Source organism: Demequina sp. NBRC 110055, assembly GCF_002090135.1.
Lineage (GTDB): Bacteria > Actinomycetota > Actinomycetes > Actinomycetales > Demequinaceae > Demequina.
Genome location: NZ_BBRL01000006.1, coordinates 41,777 through 59,153 on the forward strand (window position 1 = coordinate 41,777; position 17,377 = coordinate 59,153).

The 17,377-nt window shown below is 65.9% G+C and carries 20 protein-coding genes; 17 read left to right on the forward strand and 3 right to left on the reverse strand.

Features of this window, described 5'->3' with window-relative positions:
* The first annotated feature begins 47 nt into the window (after positions 1 to 47).
* The 14 genes from B7K24_RS07200 (at position 48) to B7K24_RS07250 (ending at position 10,575) form a co-directional block, all read left to right on the forward strand.
* Positions 48 to 575, forward strand: coding sequence for a MarR family winged helix-turn-helix transcriptional regulator (locus B7K24_RS07200; protein ID WP_084129582.1), 528 nt, complete (start codon positions 48 to 50; stop codon positions 573 to 575).
* A gap of 54 nt (positions 576 to 629) precedes the next feature.
* Complete coding sequence (gene ribA, locus B7K24_RS07205) at positions 630 to 1,304, forward strand: GTP cyclohydrolase II (protein WP_084129583.1); 675 nt, start codon at positions 630 to 632, stop codon at positions 1,302 to 1,304.
* Entirely contained in the window at positions 1,301 to 2,185 is an 885-nt protein-coding gene (locus B7K24_RS07210; RefSeq protein ID WP_084129585.1) for a VOC family protein, read from the forward strand. Before ribA ends, B7K24_RS07210 begins: the two co-directional genes overlap by 4 nt.
* Positions 2,186 to 2,211: 26 nt before the next feature.
* Positions 2,212 to 2,700, forward strand: a complete 489-nt coding sequence (locus tag B7K24_RS07215; protein ID WP_255372783.1) for a GNAT family N-acetyltransferase — start codon at positions 2,212 to 2,214, stop codon at positions 2,698 to 2,700.
* 417 nt (positions 2,701 to 3,117) lie between these two features.
* A complete protein-coding gene (locus tag B7K24_RS13295; protein WP_144268197.1) occupies positions 3,118 to 3,300 on the forward strand; it encodes a hypothetical protein in 183 nt (60 codons plus the stop codon).
* Positions 3,297 to 3,473 (forward strand): hypothetical protein, encoded by a 177-nt coding sequence (locus B7K24_RS13430; protein ID WP_159449176.1) that lies wholly within the window; start codon positions 3,297 to 3,299, stop codon positions 3,471 to 3,473. The genes B7K24_RS13295 and B7K24_RS13430 overlap by 4 nt, the downstream gene beginning before the upstream one ends.
* A complete protein-coding gene (locus tag B7K24_RS07220) occupies positions 3,470 to 3,679 on the forward strand; it encodes a hypothetical protein (protein ID WP_084129589.1) in 210 nt (69 codons plus the stop codon). The genes B7K24_RS13430 and B7K24_RS07220 overlap by 4 nt, the downstream gene beginning before the upstream one ends.
* Before the next feature lie 311 nt (positions 3,680 to 3,990).
* Positions 3,991 to 4,143: a hypothetical protein gene (locus B7K24_RS13435; protein ID WP_159449177.1), complete on the forward strand. Its 153-nt coding sequence runs from the start codon at positions 3,991 to 3,993 to the stop codon at positions 4,141 to 4,143.
* An 81-nt stretch (positions 4,144 to 4,224) separates the two neighbouring features.
* Positions 4,225 to 6,201 (forward strand): hypothetical protein, encoded by a 1,977-nt coding sequence (locus tag B7K24_RS07225; protein ID WP_084129590.1) that lies wholly within the window; start codon positions 4,225 to 4,227, stop codon positions 6,199 to 6,201.
* On the forward strand, positions 6,198 to 6,455 hold the full coding sequence (locus B7K24_RS07230) for a hypothetical protein (RefSeq protein ID WP_084129592.1): 258 nt from the start codon (positions 6,198 to 6,200) through the stop codon (positions 6,453 to 6,455). The genes B7K24_RS07225 and B7K24_RS07230 overlap by 4 nt, the downstream gene beginning before the upstream one ends.
* The gene (locus tag B7K24_RS07235; protein ID WP_084129594.1) at positions 6,455 to 6,706 is read left to right on the forward strand and encodes a hypothetical protein; all 252 of its coding nucleotides are present in this window, start codon (positions 6,455 to 6,457) and stop codon (positions 6,704 to 6,706) included. The genes B7K24_RS07230 and B7K24_RS07235 overlap by 1 nt, the downstream gene beginning before the upstream one ends.
* A complete protein-coding gene (locus B7K24_RS07240) occupies positions 6,703 to 7,548 on the forward strand; it encodes a zonular occludens toxin domain-containing protein (protein WP_159449178.1) in 846 nt (281 codons plus the stop codon). The genes B7K24_RS07235 and B7K24_RS07240 overlap by 4 nt, the downstream gene beginning before the upstream one ends.
* Positions 7,549 to 7,733: 185 nt before the next feature.
* Positions 7,734 to 9,110, forward strand: a complete 1,377-nt coding sequence (locus B7K24_RS07245; protein ID WP_144268198.1) for a hypothetical protein — start codon at positions 7,734 to 7,736, stop codon at positions 9,108 to 9,110.
* Between the two features lie 1,183 nt (positions 9,111 to 10,293).
* Complete coding sequence (locus B7K24_RS07250; RefSeq protein WP_084129599.1) at positions 10,294 to 10,575, forward strand: hypothetical protein; 282 nt, start codon at positions 10,294 to 10,296, stop codon at positions 10,573 to 10,575.
* A gap of 166 nt (positions 10,576 to 10,741) precedes the next feature.
* Here the strand turns inward: B7K24_RS07250 and B7K24_RS07255 are convergent, their stop codons facing one another.
* Positions 10,742 to 10,999: a hypothetical protein gene (locus B7K24_RS07255; protein WP_200808305.1), complete on the reverse strand. Its 258-nt coding sequence runs from the start codon at positions 10,997 to 10,999 to the stop codon at positions 10,742 to 10,744.
* Positions 11,000 to 11,079: 80 nt separating this feature from the next.
* On the opposite strand from B7K24_RS07255, the gene B7K24_RS07260 reads away from it, so the two are divergent.
* From B7K24_RS07260 to B7K24_RS07270, 3 genes are all read left to right on the forward strand, one after another.
* Positions 11,080 to 11,367, forward strand: a complete 288-nt coding sequence (locus B7K24_RS07260) for a PASTA domain-containing protein (RefSeq protein WP_159449179.1) — start codon at positions 11,080 to 11,082, stop codon at positions 11,365 to 11,367.
* Positions 11,364 to 12,455 (forward strand): hypothetical protein, encoded by a 1,092-nt coding sequence (locus B7K24_RS13440; protein ID WP_159449180.1) that lies wholly within the window; start codon positions 11,364 to 11,366, stop codon positions 12,453 to 12,455. The genes B7K24_RS07260 and B7K24_RS13440 overlap by 4 nt, the downstream gene beginning before the upstream one ends.
* A gap of 103 nt (positions 12,456 to 12,558) precedes the next feature.
* Entirely contained in the window at positions 12,559 to 13,227 is a 669-nt protein-coding gene (locus B7K24_RS07270) for an N-formylglutamate amidohydrolase (protein WP_084129607.1), read from the forward strand.
* Between the two features lie 18 nt (positions 13,228 to 13,245).
* Here the strand turns inward: B7K24_RS07270 and B7K24_RS07275 are convergent, their stop codons facing one another.
* Positions 13,246 to 13,743 (reverse strand): flavodoxin domain-containing protein, encoded by a 498-nt coding sequence (locus tag B7K24_RS07275; RefSeq protein WP_084129609.1) that lies wholly within the window; start codon positions 13,741 to 13,743, stop codon positions 13,246 to 13,248.
* Between the two features lie 126 nt (positions 13,744 to 13,869).
* Positions 13,870 to 17,343: a pyruvate carboxylase gene (locus B7K24_RS07280; RefSeq protein WP_373994162.1), complete on the reverse strand. Its 3,474-nt coding sequence runs from the start codon at positions 17,341 to 17,343 to the stop codon at positions 13,870 to 13,872.
* Between the last annotated feature and the right edge of the window lie 34 nt (positions 17,344 to 17,377).

Consider the following 17,377-nt stretch of genomic DNA (forward strand, 5'->3'; position numbering starts at 1 on the left):
ATCTGACATATCTCGACGTCAAGATATTCCGCTGGCAGGATGAAGCCATGACAGAACGCCATCCGGATGCGATCGACGCGATCGTCGACGCGTGGGCCGCCGAGCGTCCCGACCTCGACCTTGAGGCGCTGCCCACCATTGGGCGGCTGTCGCGTTTCGCGGGCCTGGTTCAGGTCCGCCTCGATGCCGTCTTCGCGCAGCACGGCTTGCAGGGGTGGGAATTCGACGTGCTCTCTGCGCTGAGGCGCGCGGGAGCTCCGTACGAACTGAAACCGGGGGAGCTCGACCGCGCCTTGCTCATCTCGTCCGGCACCACCACTCATCGCGTCACGCGTTTGGAGGCCCGCGGGCTCGTCACGCGCGCCCGCGATGACAGTGACCGTCGAGTGGTGCGCGTACGACTCACTCGAGAGGGACGAGCGCTCCAGGAGGCAGCGCACCGCGACCATGCCGCGAATGGATCGCGCATCCTCTCCGGGCTCACCCGCGACGAGCGCGCGGCACTCCTGACGGGCCTCGTGGCACTCGGGCGCACCTTGGGCGACGCCGAGGGAATGCCGACCGCATCTCATTAGTTGAACCCTCAAGTGAATGGCCCTACGATGGGGCCATCCGACTGAGGAGTGACCATGACCGCCACCATCGTTGCCCACCCCACCACGGCATCGGCCGTGCCAGACGCGACCGTACGCACGAGTGTGCGAGTGCCGCTGAGCTTCGCCGACGGCTACGCGACCGAGGCGGATGTCATGACGTTCATGGGGCTCGTCGACGGCAAGGAGCACCTACTCCTGGGCCTGGGCGACTGGCGCGGAGCGCTGGAGACGGCACGCGCCGGGGGAGAGGCGCCGCTCATGCGTCCGCACTCCGAATGCCTCACGGGCGACGTCTTCGGTTCGGAGCGCTGCGACTGCGGTCCCCAGGTGCGCGAGGCGGTCGAGCGGATCGCCGAGACCGGCGGCTTCCTCGCCTACCTGCGCCAAGAGGGTCGCGGGATTGGCCTGTACGCCAAGCTCGACGCCTACGCGCTGCAGGACACGGGCCTCGACACGTACGAGGCCAACCGCGCCGTGGGCCATGCCGACGACGAGCGCGACTACTCAATGGTCGCGCAGATGCTCGGCGCCGTCGGAGCGGATCGCGTTCGACTGCTGTCGAACAACCCCGACAAGGCCAGTCAGCTCGAGGACCTCGGCGTGCACGTCGAGGCACAGGTACCGACGGGGGTTCACCTGACCGCCGCCAACGCCCGCTACCTCGCCGCGAAGCGCGACGTGACCGGACACCTGCTGGAGCTCGCATGACGACCCAGCCGGCGCATCGGCCCGACTCGCTCGCCGCAGCCACCGGCATGGGCGCCGTGACGTTGAAGGTCGCCGACCTCGACGCGATGGTCGCGTACTACCGCGACGGCGTGTTGCTCGAACTGATGTCCCTGGTAGACGGGGTGGCCGTGTTAGGACGCGGGGGAGTACCCATCGTCATTCTTGAGCACACGCCCGACCTTTCCTGGGCCGCACGTGGCTCCGCCGGGCTCTTCCACACTGCGATCGTGTTCGACACGCGCGCAGAGTTAGCACGCTCGCTATATTCGATCGCGCGCCGCTTCCCGGGGACCTACACGGGCAGCGCGGACCATCTGGTGTCCATCGCGTTCTATATGAACGACCCCGAGGGCAACGGCGTCGAGCTGTATTGGGACCGCGACCGCACCGAGTGGTCGTGGACGCACGGCCAGGTCGAGATGGACACGCTGTTCGTGGACCCGAACGCCTTCCTCGGCGAGCACCTGGTCGTCGAGACGGCCGATGCGACAGCTGACTTGGCGCCGGCGACGGTGGGTCACGTTCACCTGTCCGTGGGCGACGTCGACACGGCGCGGACGTTCTACGTGGACGCACTCGGATTCGACCAGACGTTCGCGATGCCGGGCCAGGCGCTGTTCGTCTCCGCCGGGGGTTATCACCACCACATGGCGATGAACGTGTGGAACTCACGGGGCGCGGGGCTGCGGGCGCCCGCGTTGGGACTAGGGCTCGTGCGGATCGGCGTGCCGAGCGCCGACGAACTCGGCGAGGCGGGGGAGAGGCTGCGCTTCGCGGGCGTGTCGCTCGCCGATGATGGACGTACGGTCAGCTTCGACGATCCGTGGGCGAACAGGATCGAGTTGTCGGTCACTCCGTGAGGGAGTACCCAGTGTTCAGTGCGGGAGTGCTCGGGGATCCCTCGTTGACTCTGGAGCCTCTTCGCGTGTCGCATGCAGCGGAAATGTCCCCGGTGCTCGCAGATCCGATTCTCTACGAGTTCACGGGTGGAGAGCCGCCATCACTCGAGACGCTCCGGCAACGTTATGTCAGACAATCCCGCGGCATGTCGCCAGACGGCACCGAAGCATGGCTCAACTGGATCATCAGGGTTGTCGACACCCGAACGGCTGTCGGCTTTGTCCAGGCCAGCATTCGGGTTGAAACCGTGCCAGTGACCGCCTCGCTGGCATGGCTCATCGACCCGACACACCAAGGACGCGGCTATGCGAGACGTGCATCGTCGCTGGTCATTGACGCATTGCGCGCTCAGGGCGTCACGGAGTTCCGTGCAAGCATTGCTGACGGTCACGTCGCATCGGAGCGCGTGGCAACGCGGCTCGGCATGCGACGCACTGAGGAACGCGACGACGACGAAGCCGTGTGGCGACTCTGAACGCCCGCGGTGCGTGACTGGTAGCGGCTGCCCGCTCACCTTCGCATAACGCCGATAATGTGCAGTTCGGTAAGGTGCCTGGTAACTGGCCAGTTTCTTCCGAGAAAAGCGTTGCGAGAATCATCGAAACGCATTGCACACAATGTGGTTATTGCGACCGTGTTATTTCTTCACCCCTTTTTCGTGATTCACGGTGGGGTGTTCTTGAACTGACGTGCCCGCTGTGCGAGACCGCGCAGCTGCACACGGTGAACGTGTCGCTGCTGGCTGACATGCCTGCTCCGGTCAAGGTTGAGCGGGGGTAGCGGTGTGGGACGTCTTTGGTTCAACCTTCTCCGCGTTCGTCGCTGGCTTCGGTACGCGGTGGTGGGTCTTGCCGTTGGTGCTGCTGCTGGTCTTGGTAGCGAAGCTCAAGCCGTGGAGACTCCTGGGGGCGAAGTGGAGCCGGTGACCTGCTCCGACAACGTGACGCTCTCCATCGCGGACACGTGCGAGTGGCAAGAAGCGGAGCGCGGCGACAAGTTCGACGCCCTCGCGGATCTGCTGCTGTACGGCTCGACCGGCGTCGCGTTCCTCGGTGGCTGGAGGTTCGCACGATGAACGGCCACAACGTCAAGTGCACGCACGCCGACGAGCACCGACGGATCACCGCGACCTGCACGTGCGGCTGGACGCTCTACGCCGCGTCACAGACCGCGCTTGAGGCGGCGGTGGACCACGCAACGATGTTCGAGCTCGAGCGCCACGAACGCACCAGGCGGGCCGTCGCATGATCGGCGACCCGGCAAGCATCGTCCTCGACGCCGACGAGGCCGAAGCGCTTCGCGAGGTTGTCTCCGAAGCGATTACGGCTGCTGTCGCTGTCGGTCTGGGGATCGGCGTCGCCTTCGTCGCCGCGCTCTGGATCGGCTCGGAGGGCGTCGCGTGGCTGTGGACTCGTGCCCGTGCTCGTCGCGCTCGCCGTGAGGTGACCGCATGAGCGCCCTCGAGCTCGTGGCCGTAGTGCCCGCCGTCGTCGGCCTGATCGTTCTCGCCGCTGGCTCCCTCCTGGGGGTTGCGCGGTGAGCCTCGTCATGCCGTTCCTGGGGTTCGCTGCCGCAACGCTGATCACGGTGGAGATCTTCAACGTCGCGATGGCGTGGCTGTCGGATGCGATGGACGCATGATCGGCGAAATCGTGGCGATCTGGATCCTCGCGTTTAGCGCCGGGGCCGGTATCGGCCTGGCATCAAAGCTTCTGCGACGGCATGTCGCAGAGAACGAAAACTGATTAGGAGGAGGTGAAAAAGGATGGAGACTCTCGACCCCGCGATCTCCGGCGCGTTCACGGACGGTGCCGCGCTGATCGGTCTGCTTGCCGTCGCTGCGGTGGCCGTCGTCGTTGCCGGTATCGGCATCCGCGTCGGCATCAAGTGGCTGCGCCAGACCATGAACAAGGCGTAAGCCACTTGCAGTACCGATCTGTGCCGGCCCTCCACCACAACCCCCGGGTGGGGGGCCGGCACACTGGCGAAAGAGGACAACGTGACTAGCTCGAAGGCCCGCCGCATCAGCGGCTACGCGAGCCTCGCTGTCGCGCTATCTCTCGTCCTCACCATGTTCACGCCCGCGACTACCGCGCCTGCCGTCGCCGCCGACTTGGACGGCGTGGGTTGCATGGATGTGGTTGGCACGTCGGAGTGGTCCGACTGCATGAGCGCAGCTCTCGCGGGCCTGTTCTCTTTCGGAACCTCGGGCCAGTCAGATGAGTACGTCGATCCCGACACGGGCGAGATTAAGGACCTCGAGTCTTTGGCTGGACTCGGCGTACTTATGCTCGGCAAAGGCAAAGGAGCGACCGCAACCGGCGCCGCTTCCGTGGGCGCGGGCGTGTCCGGACTAAGCGCGACGGGTACCGCAGCCGGTGTCATGGCTGCATCGGCCACGGGAATCTATTTGGGTGGCGAGGTTCTCGGCGATGCCGTCACGAGCGCGAAGAACTTCTTCGTTGACACGGATGAGGCGGGTCTTCCGATGTCGGAGGGCACGGAGCCGGGCTGGAATCCTGCGCCGCCCGTGACGCCGAACTCGCAGGCGGTTTACACGGGTTTGGTGTGGACGGGTCCGAATACGGTCGTGGTGACGGCTTCGACTAGTTGCGTTGATATCGGGGTCTCGCAGTTTCGCCCCTGCTTAGGCTCTCCGTCGCATACTGGCCTCATTTCGGTGCACCTGTACGACGTCGATGGTGACTCCGCGGGGTCCTCTGGCGTGGTTGATGTGACTCAATGCCGGCATGATGGCGAGTTCACGGGTGAGTGCTTTACTCAGCCGTTGGATGTCACCGATAGGTACTTGATGCTGAGGGTGCGTGAGCGCAATAGCGATGGATACGCCGATTACTTTTGGTATCCGCAGCAGCATCCGGACTATCTCCCTGGGCAGCCGGGTGGTTTGACTGGTCAAGTCGTGTCCACGATGGAATGCATCGGCGCTGACGACACTGAGGTCGTCACGAGCACGGTCGATATCGCGGGCTCCGTTGGCGATGTACCGGTCGAGCTCGGAGACTTGAACTGTGGTCCTGGCCGCGTTCTCGGCGCTTACTCGGTGAACTTCATTGACCCTGATGGCGGGGTCCACGAACTGTTCTCTGGTGAGAATGATCAACTGATTCAGCGCATTCCGACGGAGTTTGACCGGTGCATGACGCGCGGTGAATGTGATCTACAGCTGTGGCGTGTGTTCAGTGAGAATCCGGCTCAGTTTTGCGGCCCTACGGCGGCGGGATGCCCGAACTGGTGGAACGATCCCGCGAAGCTCGACAACTACGAGTGCACGTTCTCCGGTCAACCGGTGGACCTCGGGTACTGCTCGCTGTACCGCAAGCCCGGCCAGATCAGCCCCAACGTCGGGGTCGAGGGCAAGCCAGACGGGACGGTCTCGGTAGGCACGATCACCAAGACGCTTGACCAGTCCGATTACGACGACTTGAAGAAGGTCAACCCCTCAACGGGCACGGGCTCGCAACCTGACACGGGCGAAACCACGATCCCCGTTCCCTGCGTCGGACTAACCTGCGGCCCCATCGCCCCGCCCATCGATGACGTGATCGAGCACGACGAGGACACGGACCGCTGCTGGCCCAACGGGCTCGGCGTGTTCAACCCCTTGGAGTGGGTGTTGCGGCCCCTCAAGTGTGCGTTCATGCCCCGCGCCGGATTCGTGGACGGTCTCATGGCCACATGGCGCACTGAGATCTTCGACAAGCCGCCGTTCGTGATCGTCACCACCGGCACCGCTGTGGTGTCGGGACTGATCGGCGGCTACTCGTCCGGCTCGTGCGCGTTCCCTGACTTCATGCCGCTCAACGCTGACGTGGATCTCGAGATCCCGTGTGAACAACCGCAAGGCTGGGACACCGTCTACTCGATCATGACCGTCGCTATCTGGGCCGGTGGGCTTTGGATGGCTGTCCGTATGGTCGCGGCCGCGCTGGGCAACCGGGAACCGCAAGCATGATCACTGAATGGCTGTTGCAGCTCGTCGGCGGGATCGCCGCCGCACTCGTGTCGCTGCTACCTGCCGTCAACTGGGACGTGGACGACTTCTCGGGCGCGTCAATGCAGTGGGGCACGTCTTTGTCTGCGTTCAACGTGTACGTGCCCCTTACGGCGATCTTTGCTGTCGCCGGTCTCCTGCTGGCCGTGTGGCTCACCACGGCGGCATGGAACGGTCTTGTGTGGGTCTATCACCAGTTCTGGGGGTCCAACTAATGCATGAAAGAAGCTTCATTCATCGCGTACGTGCGCTCGAGTCACTCGCCGACAAGCTCGAGCCGCTGCTGTGCACCTGGTGCGAGGACTGCGTGCCCGCACTCGACTCGGTGCGTGCCGTACGCGCTCACCGGTATCGCAAGCCCGTGGAGATGAAAGCGCTGTTCACGATCATGTTCGCTCGCCAGCGACTCAAGGGCGAATGCGAGCACAAGCGCGACGCCTGGGACGTGCTCGGGGCTCGAGCATGATTGAGGGCTACGTCGGCCGTCCTGGCTCGGGGAAGACGTACACGCTGACCAAGCGTGTGTTGAAGATCGCGAACAAGCGGCCCGTGTTCTCCAACTATCCGATTGATCATCCGAATGTGACGGTGTTTGAGCCCAAGGACCTGATGCGGCTCCCGTCCGGTGTGATCGTCCTCGATGAGGCGCACCTGTACTTTCCTGCGCGTGGTGCTCTCAAGCTGCCGATGTCGTGGCTGACGATGCTGTCGCAGACGCGCAAGATGGGTTGGGATCTGATCTGGTCCACTCAGCACGAACGTCGCATTGATGCGGTCGTGCGCGACGTCACCAATCTGATGTGGTGGTGCAAGACGTACGGCCTGGGGGAGAAGCCCTGGCTGTTCACCGCGCGTGCGTATGAGCCGGAGTACTTCCGCAAGCCGAAAATGGCGATGCTTCGCTCGTATCACCGGTTCGATCAGAAGGTCGCGGACGCGTACGACACGTACGGGTTCGTGCAAGAAGCGGATCACCTGCGCACGGTGGACGCCTACAGGAAGGAGGGTGAGGGTGTTTCGGATGTTCGCGGTAGTAGCGGCGGTGGTGATCGTCGCGGCGACGGGTCACGCGATGGTGGCGGGGCAATCGAACGCGCCGCCACTGACGGCGGGATCGACGGCGCTAGCGGCGGTGCTGATCGCTGGGCTCGCGTTTTGGCTGGGACGGAAGTTCGCTCAGGCGGGAGCGATAGCGAAGGCGACAGCGATCGCGGAAGCGAAGGCAGCAGCACAAGCTCGAGCCAGCGTGACGGCGAATCAGGCGGTCGCGTTCAACGTGTTGGTGGACGGTCAGCAGAGCCGTTCTGAGGTCATCGGCTCGGGGTATAAGCGGGGCGAATTGGAAGATTCGTACGGCGATGAGGTCGAGCTGCTGGAAGATTCTGGCGATGACATTGAAGTAATCAGTTTTGATGGTGGTCAGCGCTTCTAGCGTCCACTATTTTTGAGAACGTAACCCAAGCCACTGCAATGGCTAGATACCGGGGGTGCGCGTGCTGACGAGCACGAAGCGTTGCCACCCACTGACCGACTACAGCGCGGTCAGTGGGTGGCTTCGTGACGCTTCGGACTGGACCGAGGTCGAGACCCTTGCCCGTGAGATCGACGGCGCGCGCCCCGTGCTTCCCGGCGCGGCTGACCTCGAGGCCGTCGCGCACCATGTGTCAACGCTGCTCGAGCGCCCGTATTCCGCGCCGATGTGGTCACCCAAGGCGTCTCTGTGGGACGACTCCGAACCGGCCTACGAGCTCGAAATCTCGTTCGGCACGCTGCGCGCGCGTCGCCGTCACCAGTGGGTGCTGCCCGATGTGGCCGACGACTGGCACATGGTTGAAGGCGATGAAATCACACTGTTTGAGCTCGTCGACGAGCTCGCAGACGACAGCAGCCAGGGCACGCGCGGGCAGATCACGGGATGGTCTAAGCGTTCACGTGCACGCATGGCCGAAGCGTGCGCGCAACTCGACCTGGGGGAGTGGCTCGACGAGCCCGGCGCCCTGGCGATGCTCACGCTGACGATGCCCGGCAACTGGAAGAGCCTGGCGGGATCGGGTGCGGAATTCAAGAAGATCATGAAGCGCTTTCGCGACCGGTGGGCGTACAAGCTCGGCGAACTGAAATGCGTGTGGAAGCTCGAGTTCCAAGAGCGCGGCGCACCACACCTGCACCTGCTCGTGCGGGTGCCCGACGAGATCGACGGGCGCAAGCCCGAGCTGTGGATCGCTGACCAGTGGATCGCCGCGTGCGGTACGGTCGGCGCTGACGCTCGTAAGCAGCGCGCCGCACACTATCCGTCCGCGAACCGTCCACGCGGGTGCCTCGACATCGTGGACCAGTGGTCCGATCACCGGCGCATCGCGTCGTACTTCAACAAGCATGCCGCCAAGACCGGCGACGGCAAGGAATACCAGCACGACGTGCCCGAGCTGTGGCAGCGGCCGGGCAAGGGGCCGGGGCGGTTCTGGGGCTACTGGGGCCTCGAGCGTGCCCGCGAGGTCGTGCCGGTCACGCGTAACGCATGGATGAAGATTCGCCGCGAGCTGCGCAAGCTTGCGGAAGCGCGCAACGCGGCGGTGCAGTTGCGCCGCCTCGAGCACGCTGGGATCCCCGTCGCTCGTGCGCGCCTGTCACGCATCAACGCGGGCCGCATGTCGTCCATCGAGCGCCGCGAGCTGCGTCGCCTGCGCTATCGCGGCGACCGCCTCGAGGCGCAAGGCCTCGAGCTCGCACCGGACCAGGCCGCGCGGCTGGACTACCTCGAGCGGCTACGCGCGCAACCGGCGTCCAACGTCGGCGGCATGTGGGTCCTCGTCAACGACGGGCTGGATCTCGCGGTGCGCCTGGCGTCGCTGTATACCGGCGTACGCTGACGCCGCGATATCCGCGCACCACAACGCCCCTTGAAGGTCGTTGTTCGCGAGCAGTGTCGCGCATCGGCGCGCGTAGTCCGCTGCGGTGAGCTCTTCGCACTCGTCCAACGTGTCGTGCGTGAGCCGTTTGACGTGGCACGCTTCCTGGAACTCGAGCAGCTGCGCGCCGCTCATGCCGTGCCACGGGGATCGCTCTAGTCGCTTCATGCCGCGATTATCGGCGTGCTCGCGCTCGACCCTGAGTTGCGCGGTTCTCGCGCTCGGTCTCGCGCTACGCTCACTGGGCAGCGTCGAGCACCCGCCGGCCTTTACCTCGACTTGACTGTCTTTACCCGTGCGTTGCCCCATAGCACACCCTGTCAACTTGTGCAACATTTTGCTTAATATTGCGTGCGCTTTACCTGTGGTTCTCGACCGTCTCCGAGCTCGACGACCCGCGCGGCCCCACCCCGTCGTCCATGCCCCATCGGGCACAAGCTGACACCCAGATGGGTAGCGTCTGGGGCGCGAGGGGCCCCGCAGTCGAGTCCGAAGGACGCGCGCAGCGCGCCGCGAAGCGGATCGACGGAGCCAGCGGGGACGCGGGGGACCCCAGGCAGCGACCGCACGTCGGCGCGACAGCCGCCGACAACCGGCGAAAACTCGACCACGCGGCCCGAAGGGCCACGGAAGAAGCCCCAGGAGGCCGGAATACCAGGCTAAATACCACGTCGGCCCGGCTGGCTCGTTCTGATAGCCATAACTGTGGAAAGGCTGGAACGGGGGCGCGCGGGGCGCGCAAGCGAAGCGGCGGCCCGCCGCCGCCGTCCCACCTGATCGCGGGGGAGACCTACCAGAGCTTCCCGTACTTGAGATAGAACGCCCAGTTGCTCATCTCACGAGACTCCTCGGTGCATACGGCTTGACTCCCGTGCTTGTTGGCGCATCGCGTATTGGCCTCGACAAGATCCCAGTAGTCAGGCTCGAGCATCTTGTACGCCACGATCACGGCAACGATTACGCTCAGAATTACCAGCCAGTTTCTTCTCACGGTGACCCCCTCAGTCAGTCGTACATAGCCTAGCGACACGCCTTTTGACTCTGAGTGCTTGCGCGGTGTAGGGCGCGGGTGTATGTTCGCCGCATCGGCCTACCCGGGCCGGACCCGACTGCAATCGGGGAGATACTGAACAAGGGATTCATCATGGCTGACGCCACTTCTGACTACCTGGTGCTGAACCGCACCAAGAACACTTTCACGCCCAAGGACGAGAGCGAGCCGGTGACCTTCTTCCAGGCGCTCCTGTTCGACGTGACTACCAAGGCCCTCGCGGTGTTCCGCTCCAAGGAGATCGGTGATTTCGACACGCTGATCGCCGGTGAGGTCGTCCAGGACTTCGAGGCCCGCGTCGACACGCCCACCCAGATTCAGGCGACGATGCTGCGGCCGACCAGCGCCGGTGGCTTCGGCGGCGAGTCCTTCTAGAAAAGGGTCAGCCCCGGGCGGCTGCAACCGGCCCGGGGCCTGACCTCCTCAGCGGAGATACCTTACGCACAAGGAGATCTAGAAATGAGTTTACGCCGTAAGCGCCCCGTGATGCCACAAGCATCTACCAGGGAAAACCCGTGTAACGCCGATAATGTGCATTATGTCAGTTTGAGTGCGAATGGCCCGCTCGCACCATCGCCCCCACCGAACGCCACGACAACACCGACGCCACAGACAGCGCGGATAACACGGAGCCGACCGACAGCCACGAACCGATCGACAGGATCGAGCCCGACGAGCCGATGCTCAGCACAGAGTCCGTGGAGCCAATGCTGAGGATCGAACGGTTGCTGCCGATGGACAACACGGACCGATGCGACGCGATCGACTTCCAGGACCGGTGAGACATGCGCGGGGTCACGAGGTCGACTCTAGGACGCGCGTCACGCTTGCGCGAGCTGACGGCGCCTGCCAGGCTCGATGCAACACCTAGGGGGAAAGATGTCGTGGCGACTCACCGTTGTGGGCGCGCTCGTCGTGCTTGGCGCGACCGGCTGTGCGGATCCCGGCGAGCCGAATCCGACGGCATCTCTCACGGCCGTCGTCGCCACACCCGTTCCCGATCTCATGGGAATGACTCTCGACGAGGCTGCCGACGAGATCGAGGCCGTCACCGGCTCACGGCCAGAAATCATGATGGAGACGGACGGCGTGGTCGTCGATCAGTCGCCAGCTCCCGGCGAACCGATCCCCGAAAACGGCACGATCGGCATGGAGTTCTCTCAGTGAGTGCGTCACCGGCTTTCGCCGGCCCGCGCGGGCGGAGGTTCCTGCTCGCAGTGGCGACCCGGATGTCCGATGCCGTACGCACCATGGTCTTTCACGTCGGCTACGACCTCGACCCGGGCGCGGGAACGTCGACGGTCATGTTTGGCTGGACCGACGCTAAGGGGCAGACCGTGGCGCCTCCCGACATGCCTCACTACCAGGTAGCGGATGTCGCGCGCGAGATCAGTGACCTCGACCTCATGGCGATGACCACCGCCGATGTCTGGGAGTCACTCGTCGAGGCCGTCGACGAGGCCGCCTACTGGCAGCCTCCACGAGGCGAGGACATTCTCGCGTCTCGACCCGAACTCGACGGCCCGTTGGCGCGCGTCGGCGCCGCGGTAATCGGACACGGCCTCCTCCCCCGGCCCGACGGTGCCGCATACGCGGTGATCCACGTCCGCGACGGCGAGGCGAACGCGCGCTGGCCCACGGCATCGGCCGGCCACGACCTCCTCGAGGGCTGGATCACCGGCACCCGCGAGGACGAGCGGGGCGCTGAGCGCGACTGGCCGCGTGACCCTCGCGCGAGCTACAGCGGCGCCTGGTGGTCCACTCCCCCGCACGGCCTGGTGGTCTCGACTCCCTCCTCGACAGGCATCGGCCCCTGGGGCCTCTCCCTCGTGGAGGACGCGTTCGGCGAGACGGAGGCGATGACCGCTCCCGTCCTCGCCAAGCCTGAGGCGCGCGTGCGCGTCATCGAAACACGCGACGACTGGGTGGCCCTGTGCCGCGCGGCGCCCCTGGAGGTGACCGCGTCCAAGCGACACGACTGGTTCCACACCACCGGCCGCGATGACGTGCGTTGGGTCGTCCCCGATTGGTCGGCCATCGCAGCAGACTGGGACGCCGTGCACCTCACCCTCGCCGCATACCTGGACCTCGCGGGGCGCCCGCTCGACGTGTTCGAGGGCGTCGCAAGCGTCATCGCCGGCTGGAACCCCGGCTCCACGTATTGGTTCCGGGGCGCGAGCGTGGACCATGCCGCCTACGCGAACTGGGTGCGGGCCGATCAAGGCGCGCCATGGCAGCCGGCTGACATCGGCTGACCTCCCGCCCTTGTCCGCGCGCCTGCCCGGGGCGGCACCGACGCGACGATATGCTCTCTACCAGCGCCGATGTACGCGCCACCCTGAGAAGGCTGGAGGAGCGATGACCGAGACTATCGACACGGCAGACATCACGACGAGGTGGCGCGAGCTCCATGACGAGTTTGGCACGGCCCGCGCCCACGCACGCGGCGCCGATCCCGCGCTGCTCACCGATCGGGGTAGCGCCGTCGTTCTGACCGCGCCGCATGCCACCAAGCACTACCGTGCCGGCGCTCTGAAGCAGGCGGACTTGCACACCGGGTCACTCACGATGTTGGCCGGCGAGGTGGCCCAGGTGTCCACGGTGGTCGTCACGCGGGCACGCCACGAGTGGGAGACGTGGGACGAGCGAGACGACGAGTTCACGCGTCACTTGCGCGACCTCAGGGCTCCCGCCCGCATGGTCGTGGACATTCACGGCATGAGTGACCGCCACGGCCCCGACTTCTGCCTGGGAACCGGACCCCAGCCGGGCGCTCTCGAGGAGATGGCGGTCGACATCCTGCGCGAGGAGCTCCAATCGTTCGACGTGGCCGTCGATGCGCCCTTCGATGCCAGCCCGCACTACACGGTCACGAGCCTCGCGCAGCAGCATCTCGGACTCGCAGGACTCCAGATCGAGGTCGCAGCGCGCTGGCGCAGCCCCCACGACGATGCCGCCGCCCCGGCGGTCACGGCCCTGTCGAGCGCCCTGACGGTGGTCGACGAGGCCCTGCGCCTCGCGGCGTAGCCTCCGGTCTCGTCGCCGCTACAGCGCCGCGACCGCCCTCAGCTCGGTCGCCACGCCGTGAGCCCAGTCGCGGATCTGTGCGAAGTCGCGGAAGTCGCCCTTGGGCGGGTTGAGGGCGCGGATGATGGCCTTCTCCCCTGCGTTGAGCTTCTCGTAGTCGAGGGCGCCGTCAAAGGTCTTGTGCTCACGAGCGGCAATCAGCGAGGTCAGTTCCTTCGCCTCGTTGAACTCCTGATGCGGCTGCTTCACGGTGGCCATCCCCACGGAGAACAGCCACACGTCTCGGTGGCGCAACTCCTCGGCGTTTTCGCGGACGAGGCCGGAGGCATCGCGGCGCCACAGGCCGCCGTACACCGCGGAACCCACGATGATCGCGTCATAGAAGTGCACGCCGCCCACCTCGAAGGCCTCGGCGACGTCGACGTCGAAGCCGAGCGCCGTCAACTCTTCGGCGACGGCGACACCCACCTCGCGGGTGGATCCGTACTTTGAACCCGTAGCGACGAGAACCTTCATGATGACCTCCTCCTGTGCTCACTCCAGTGTCACAGGCGGACGGTCGGATGTCGGGGGACCTACGTCCTCAAATCGTTTACCAGGCGCTTCTCACCACCGCCCGGCTGCCCCGCCACGCTCACCCCGTCACTCGACGACCAGGATCAGGTCTCCCCCATGCAGGGCCTGAGCGCCGTCGATCGCGATCCGTGACACGGTGCCGCTGACGGGCGCCGTGATCGAGGACTCCATCTTCATCGCCTCGATCAACGCGATGGTCTGACCACTCTCGACGGTGTCGCCCTCGGCGACGGTGACGGTGACCATCCCCGAGAAGGGCGCGCCGATCGAGCCGGCCGAGGCATCGGCCTTCTCTCGCTCGACGATGTCGACGGAGGCGGCCTCGTCACGGATCTGAACCGGGCGCAGGGAGCCGTTGTAGTTGAACATCGCGGTGCGCTCGCCGTGGTCATCGGGCTCGCCCAGCGCCTCGAGCGAGACGATGATCTCCTTGCCCTCGTCGAGCCGGACGGTGACTTCCTCACCGGAGCCAACGGTCATGCCGTAGAGGTAGTGGAAGGTGTCCACCACCGAGATGTCGCCGTACGTGTCGACCGCGACGTCGAAGTCGTCCGCGGGGCCGGGGAACAGCAGGTGGTTGAGGCGCCTGCGGCGCTCGGGCCCGGCCGATGCGAGGGATGCCTTGTCGTCCTCGCTTAGCTCGGCGCGGGGCTTGGATCCGCCCCGGCCCTCGAGAGCCTTGGAACGGAACGGCTCCGGCCAGCCCGCGGGCGGATCGCCCAGTTCGCCCTGGAGGAAGCCGATGACCGAGTCGGGCAGGTCGTACTCCTGAGGGTTGGCCTCGAAGTCCGCGGGGTCCACTCCCCCGGCAACGAGGTTCAACGCAAGGTCACCGACCACCTTGGAGGACGGCGTGACCTTGACGAGGCGGCCGAGGATCCGGTCCGCGGCGGCGTACATGTCCTCGATCTGCTCGAACTTGTCTGCCAACCCCAGCGAGATCGCCTGCTGGCGCAGGTTCGAGAGCTGCCCGCCAGGGATCTCGTGACGGTACACACGTCCCGTCGGCCCTGGTAGACCGGACTCGAACGGGCCGTAGAGCTTGCGTACGGCCTCCCAGTACGGCTCGAGGTCGAGCGCCGCGTCGAGCGGGATCTCGGTCTGACGCGTCGTGTACTCCATCGCGGCGATGAGGGCGCTCATGGGCGGCTGAGACGTGGTGCCCGCCATCGCCGAGTTGGCGACGTCGACGGCGTCCACGCCGGCCTCGGCCGCAGCGAGCAGGGTGGCCACCTGGCCTCCCGTCGTGTCGTGAGTATGCAGGTGCACCGGCAGGTCGAAGCGCTTGCGCAGGGCGTCGACCAGCACGAACACCGATGCGGGGCGCAGTAGGCCCGCCATGTCCTTCACCGCGAGGATGTGCGCTCCGGCGTCGACCAACTGCTCCGCGAGGCGCAGGTAGTAGTCGAGCGTGTAGATCTTCTCGTCGGGAGAGATGAGGTTGCCGGTGTAGCACAGCGTCGCCTCGGCGACCGATTGCCCCGTGTCGCGCACCGCCTGGATGGCCGGACGCATCTGGTCGACGTCGTTGAGGGCGTCGAAGATACGGAAGATGTCGATGCCGGTGGAGGTGGCCTCCTCGACGAACGCATGTGCGACCTCGTCCGGGTACGGCGTGTAGCCGACGGTATTGCGCCCACGCAGGAGCATCTGGAGGGCGATGTTGGGCATGGCCTCGCGCAGGTCCGCGAGGCGCAGCCATGGGTCCTCCGAGAGGAACCGCATGGCGACGTCATACGTCGCTCCGCCCCAGCATTCGATCGAGAACAGCTCGGGCATCATGCGGGCGGTGTGGCCCGCGGCGCCCAGAAGGTCGTAGGTTCGCACACGCGTCGCGAGCAGCGACTGGTGGGCGTCGCGCATGGTGGTATCCGTGAGGCGCAGGCGCGTCTCGGCGCGCAGCGCCTGGGCAAAGCCCTCGGGGCCTAGTTCGATCAGCTGCTGGCGTGTGCCATCCGAAGGTGCGGCGTCGAGGTCGATGGATGGCAGCTTCGTGCGGGGCGACACCATGGCGGTCGGCGGCTCCCCATGGGCGCGGTTCACCGTGCGGTGGCCGAGGAACGTCAGGAGCTTGGTAGAGCGCTCGGCGTTCTCGGGCACCTCGAGCAACTGCGGGTTGTTCTCGATGAAGGCGGTGGTCACTCCCCCGGCACGGAACGACTCGTCGGCGAGCACCGCGCGCAGGAACCGAATGTTGTTGGTGACGCCGCGGATGCGGAACTCCGCCAGCGCGCGCGAGGCCCGCCGCACGGCCTGGTCGAAGTCGTGACCACGACACGTGAGCTTGACGAGCATCGAGTCGAAATGCCCCGTGATCTCGTTGCCGGCCATACCCGTCGCGCCGTCGAGGCGCACTCCAGCGCCGCCAGGCGAACGGTAGGCGACGATCTTCCCCGTATCGGGAAGGAAGCCATTGAGGGGGTCCTCGGTGGTGATGCGGGTCTGCACGGCGAAGCCCCGCGTGGCGATCTCCTCCTGACGGATGCCGATCTGCTCGAGCGTCTCGCCCGCGGCGATCCTGAGCTGGGCTGCGACGAGATCGACGCCCGTGACCTCCTCGGTCACCGTGTGCTCCACCTGGATGCGCGGGTTCATCTCAATGAAGACGTGCTGGCCCGCGCGCTCGCCCTCGGTGGCGAGCAGGAACTCCACGGTGCCCGCGTTGACGTAGCCGATGGAGCGGGCAAACTTCACGGCGTCGGCGCACAGCGCCTCGCGGATGGCCGGGTCCAGGGCGGGCGCCGGGGCGATCTCGACCACCTTCTGGTGGCGGCGCTGCACGGAGCAGTCGCGCTCGTACAGGTGCACGATGTTTCCGGTGCCGTCGGCGAGGATCTGCACCTCGATGTGGCGCGGACCGAGCACGGCCTGCTCGAGGAACACGGTCGGGTCACCAAAGGCGGTCTCGGCCTCTCGCATCGCGGACGCGAGCGACTCGGGCAGCGCCTCACGGGTCTCGACGCGGCGCATGCCTCGGCCGCCGCCCCCAGCGACCGCCTTCACGAAGACGGGGAAACCGATGCGGTCGGCGGCATCGATCAGTTCGTCCGCATCCCGCGAGGGCTCGGACGAGTCCAACACCGGCACGCCGGCCTCGCGCGCGGCCTTGAGTGCGGCCACTTTGTCGCCTGCCTTGGCCAGCACCTCGGGCGGCGGGCCCACGAAGGTGACGCCCTCCTCGGCGCAGCGACGGGATAGCTCGACGTTCTCGGACAGGAAGCCGTAGCCGGGATAGATGGCATCGGCGCGAGCGTGCTTTGCCACGCGCAGCATCTCGTCAATATCCAGATACGCCTTGACGGGGTGGCCCTCTTCGCCGATCCGGTAGGCCTCGTCGGCCTTCACACGGTGCTCGGACATGCGGTCCTCGTGCGGGAACACGGCCACGGTCTTGGCTCCATGCTCCACGGCCGCGCGGAAGGCCCGCACGGCAATCTCTGCACGGTTGGCGACGAGCACCTTAGAAAACATTGACTCCCCTTCGAACCTGTCTTGACTGAGGCTCACACTATCGCGGCCCCACTTAGAGGTTTGGCCCATGCTTGTGACGCATGAGGCTGATGTGACCGATGGT

Bases quoted from the DNA above. Each gene is read 5' to 3' on its own strand.
- B7K24_RS07200 (WP_084129582.1), top strand. From the start codon at position 48: ATGACAGAACGCCATCCGGATGCGATCGACGCGATCGTCGACGCGTGG.
- ribA (WP_084129583.1), top strand. From the start codon at position 630: ATGACCGCCACCATCGTTGCCCACCCCACCACGGCATCGGCCGTGCCA.
- B7K24_RS07210 (WP_084129585.1), top strand. From the start codon at position 1,301: ATGACGACCCAGCCGGCGCATCGGCCCGACTCGCTCGCCGCAGCCACC.
- B7K24_RS13430 (WP_159449176.1), top strand. From the start codon at position 3,297: ATGAACGGCCACAACGTCAAGTGCACGCACGCCGACGAGCACCGACGG.
- B7K24_RS07220 (WP_084129589.1), top strand. From the start codon at position 3,470: ATGATCGGCGACCCGGCAAGCATCGTCCTCGACGCCGACGAGGCCGAA.
- B7K24_RS13435 (WP_159449177.1), top strand. From the start codon at position 3,991: ATGGAGACTCTCGACCCCGCGATCTCCGGCGCGTTCACGGACGGTGCC.
- B7K24_RS07230 (WP_084129592.1), top strand. From the start codon at position 6,198: ATGATCACTGAATGGCTGTTGCAGCTCGTCGGCGGGATCGCCGCCGCA.
- B7K24_RS07235 (WP_084129594.1), top strand. From the start codon at position 6,455: ATGCATGAAAGAAGCTTCATTCATCGCGTACGTGCGCTCGAGTCACTC.
- B7K24_RS07240 (WP_159449178.1), top strand. From the start codon at position 6,703: ATGATTGAGGGCTACGTCGGCCGTCCTGGCTCGGGGAAGACGTACACG.
- B7K24_RS07250 (WP_084129599.1), top strand. From the start codon at position 10,294: ATGGCTGACGCCACTTCTGACTACCTGGTGCTGAACCGCACCAAGAAC.
- B7K24_RS07260 (WP_159449179.1), top strand. From the start codon at position 11,080: ATGTCGTGGCGACTCACCGTTGTGGGCGCGCTCGTCGTGCTTGGCGCG.
- B7K24_RS07270 (WP_084129607.1), top strand. From the start codon at position 12,559: ATGACCGAGACTATCGACACGGCAGACATCACGACGAGGTGGCGCGAG.
- B7K24_RS07275 (WP_084129609.1), bottom strand. From the start codon at position 13,743: ATGAAGGTTCTCGTCGCTACGGGTTCAAAGTACGGATCCACCCGCGAG.
- B7K24_RS07280 (WP_373994162.1), bottom strand. From the start codon at position 17,343: ATGGGCCAAACCTCTAAGTGGGGCCGCGATAGTGTGAGCCTCAGTCAA.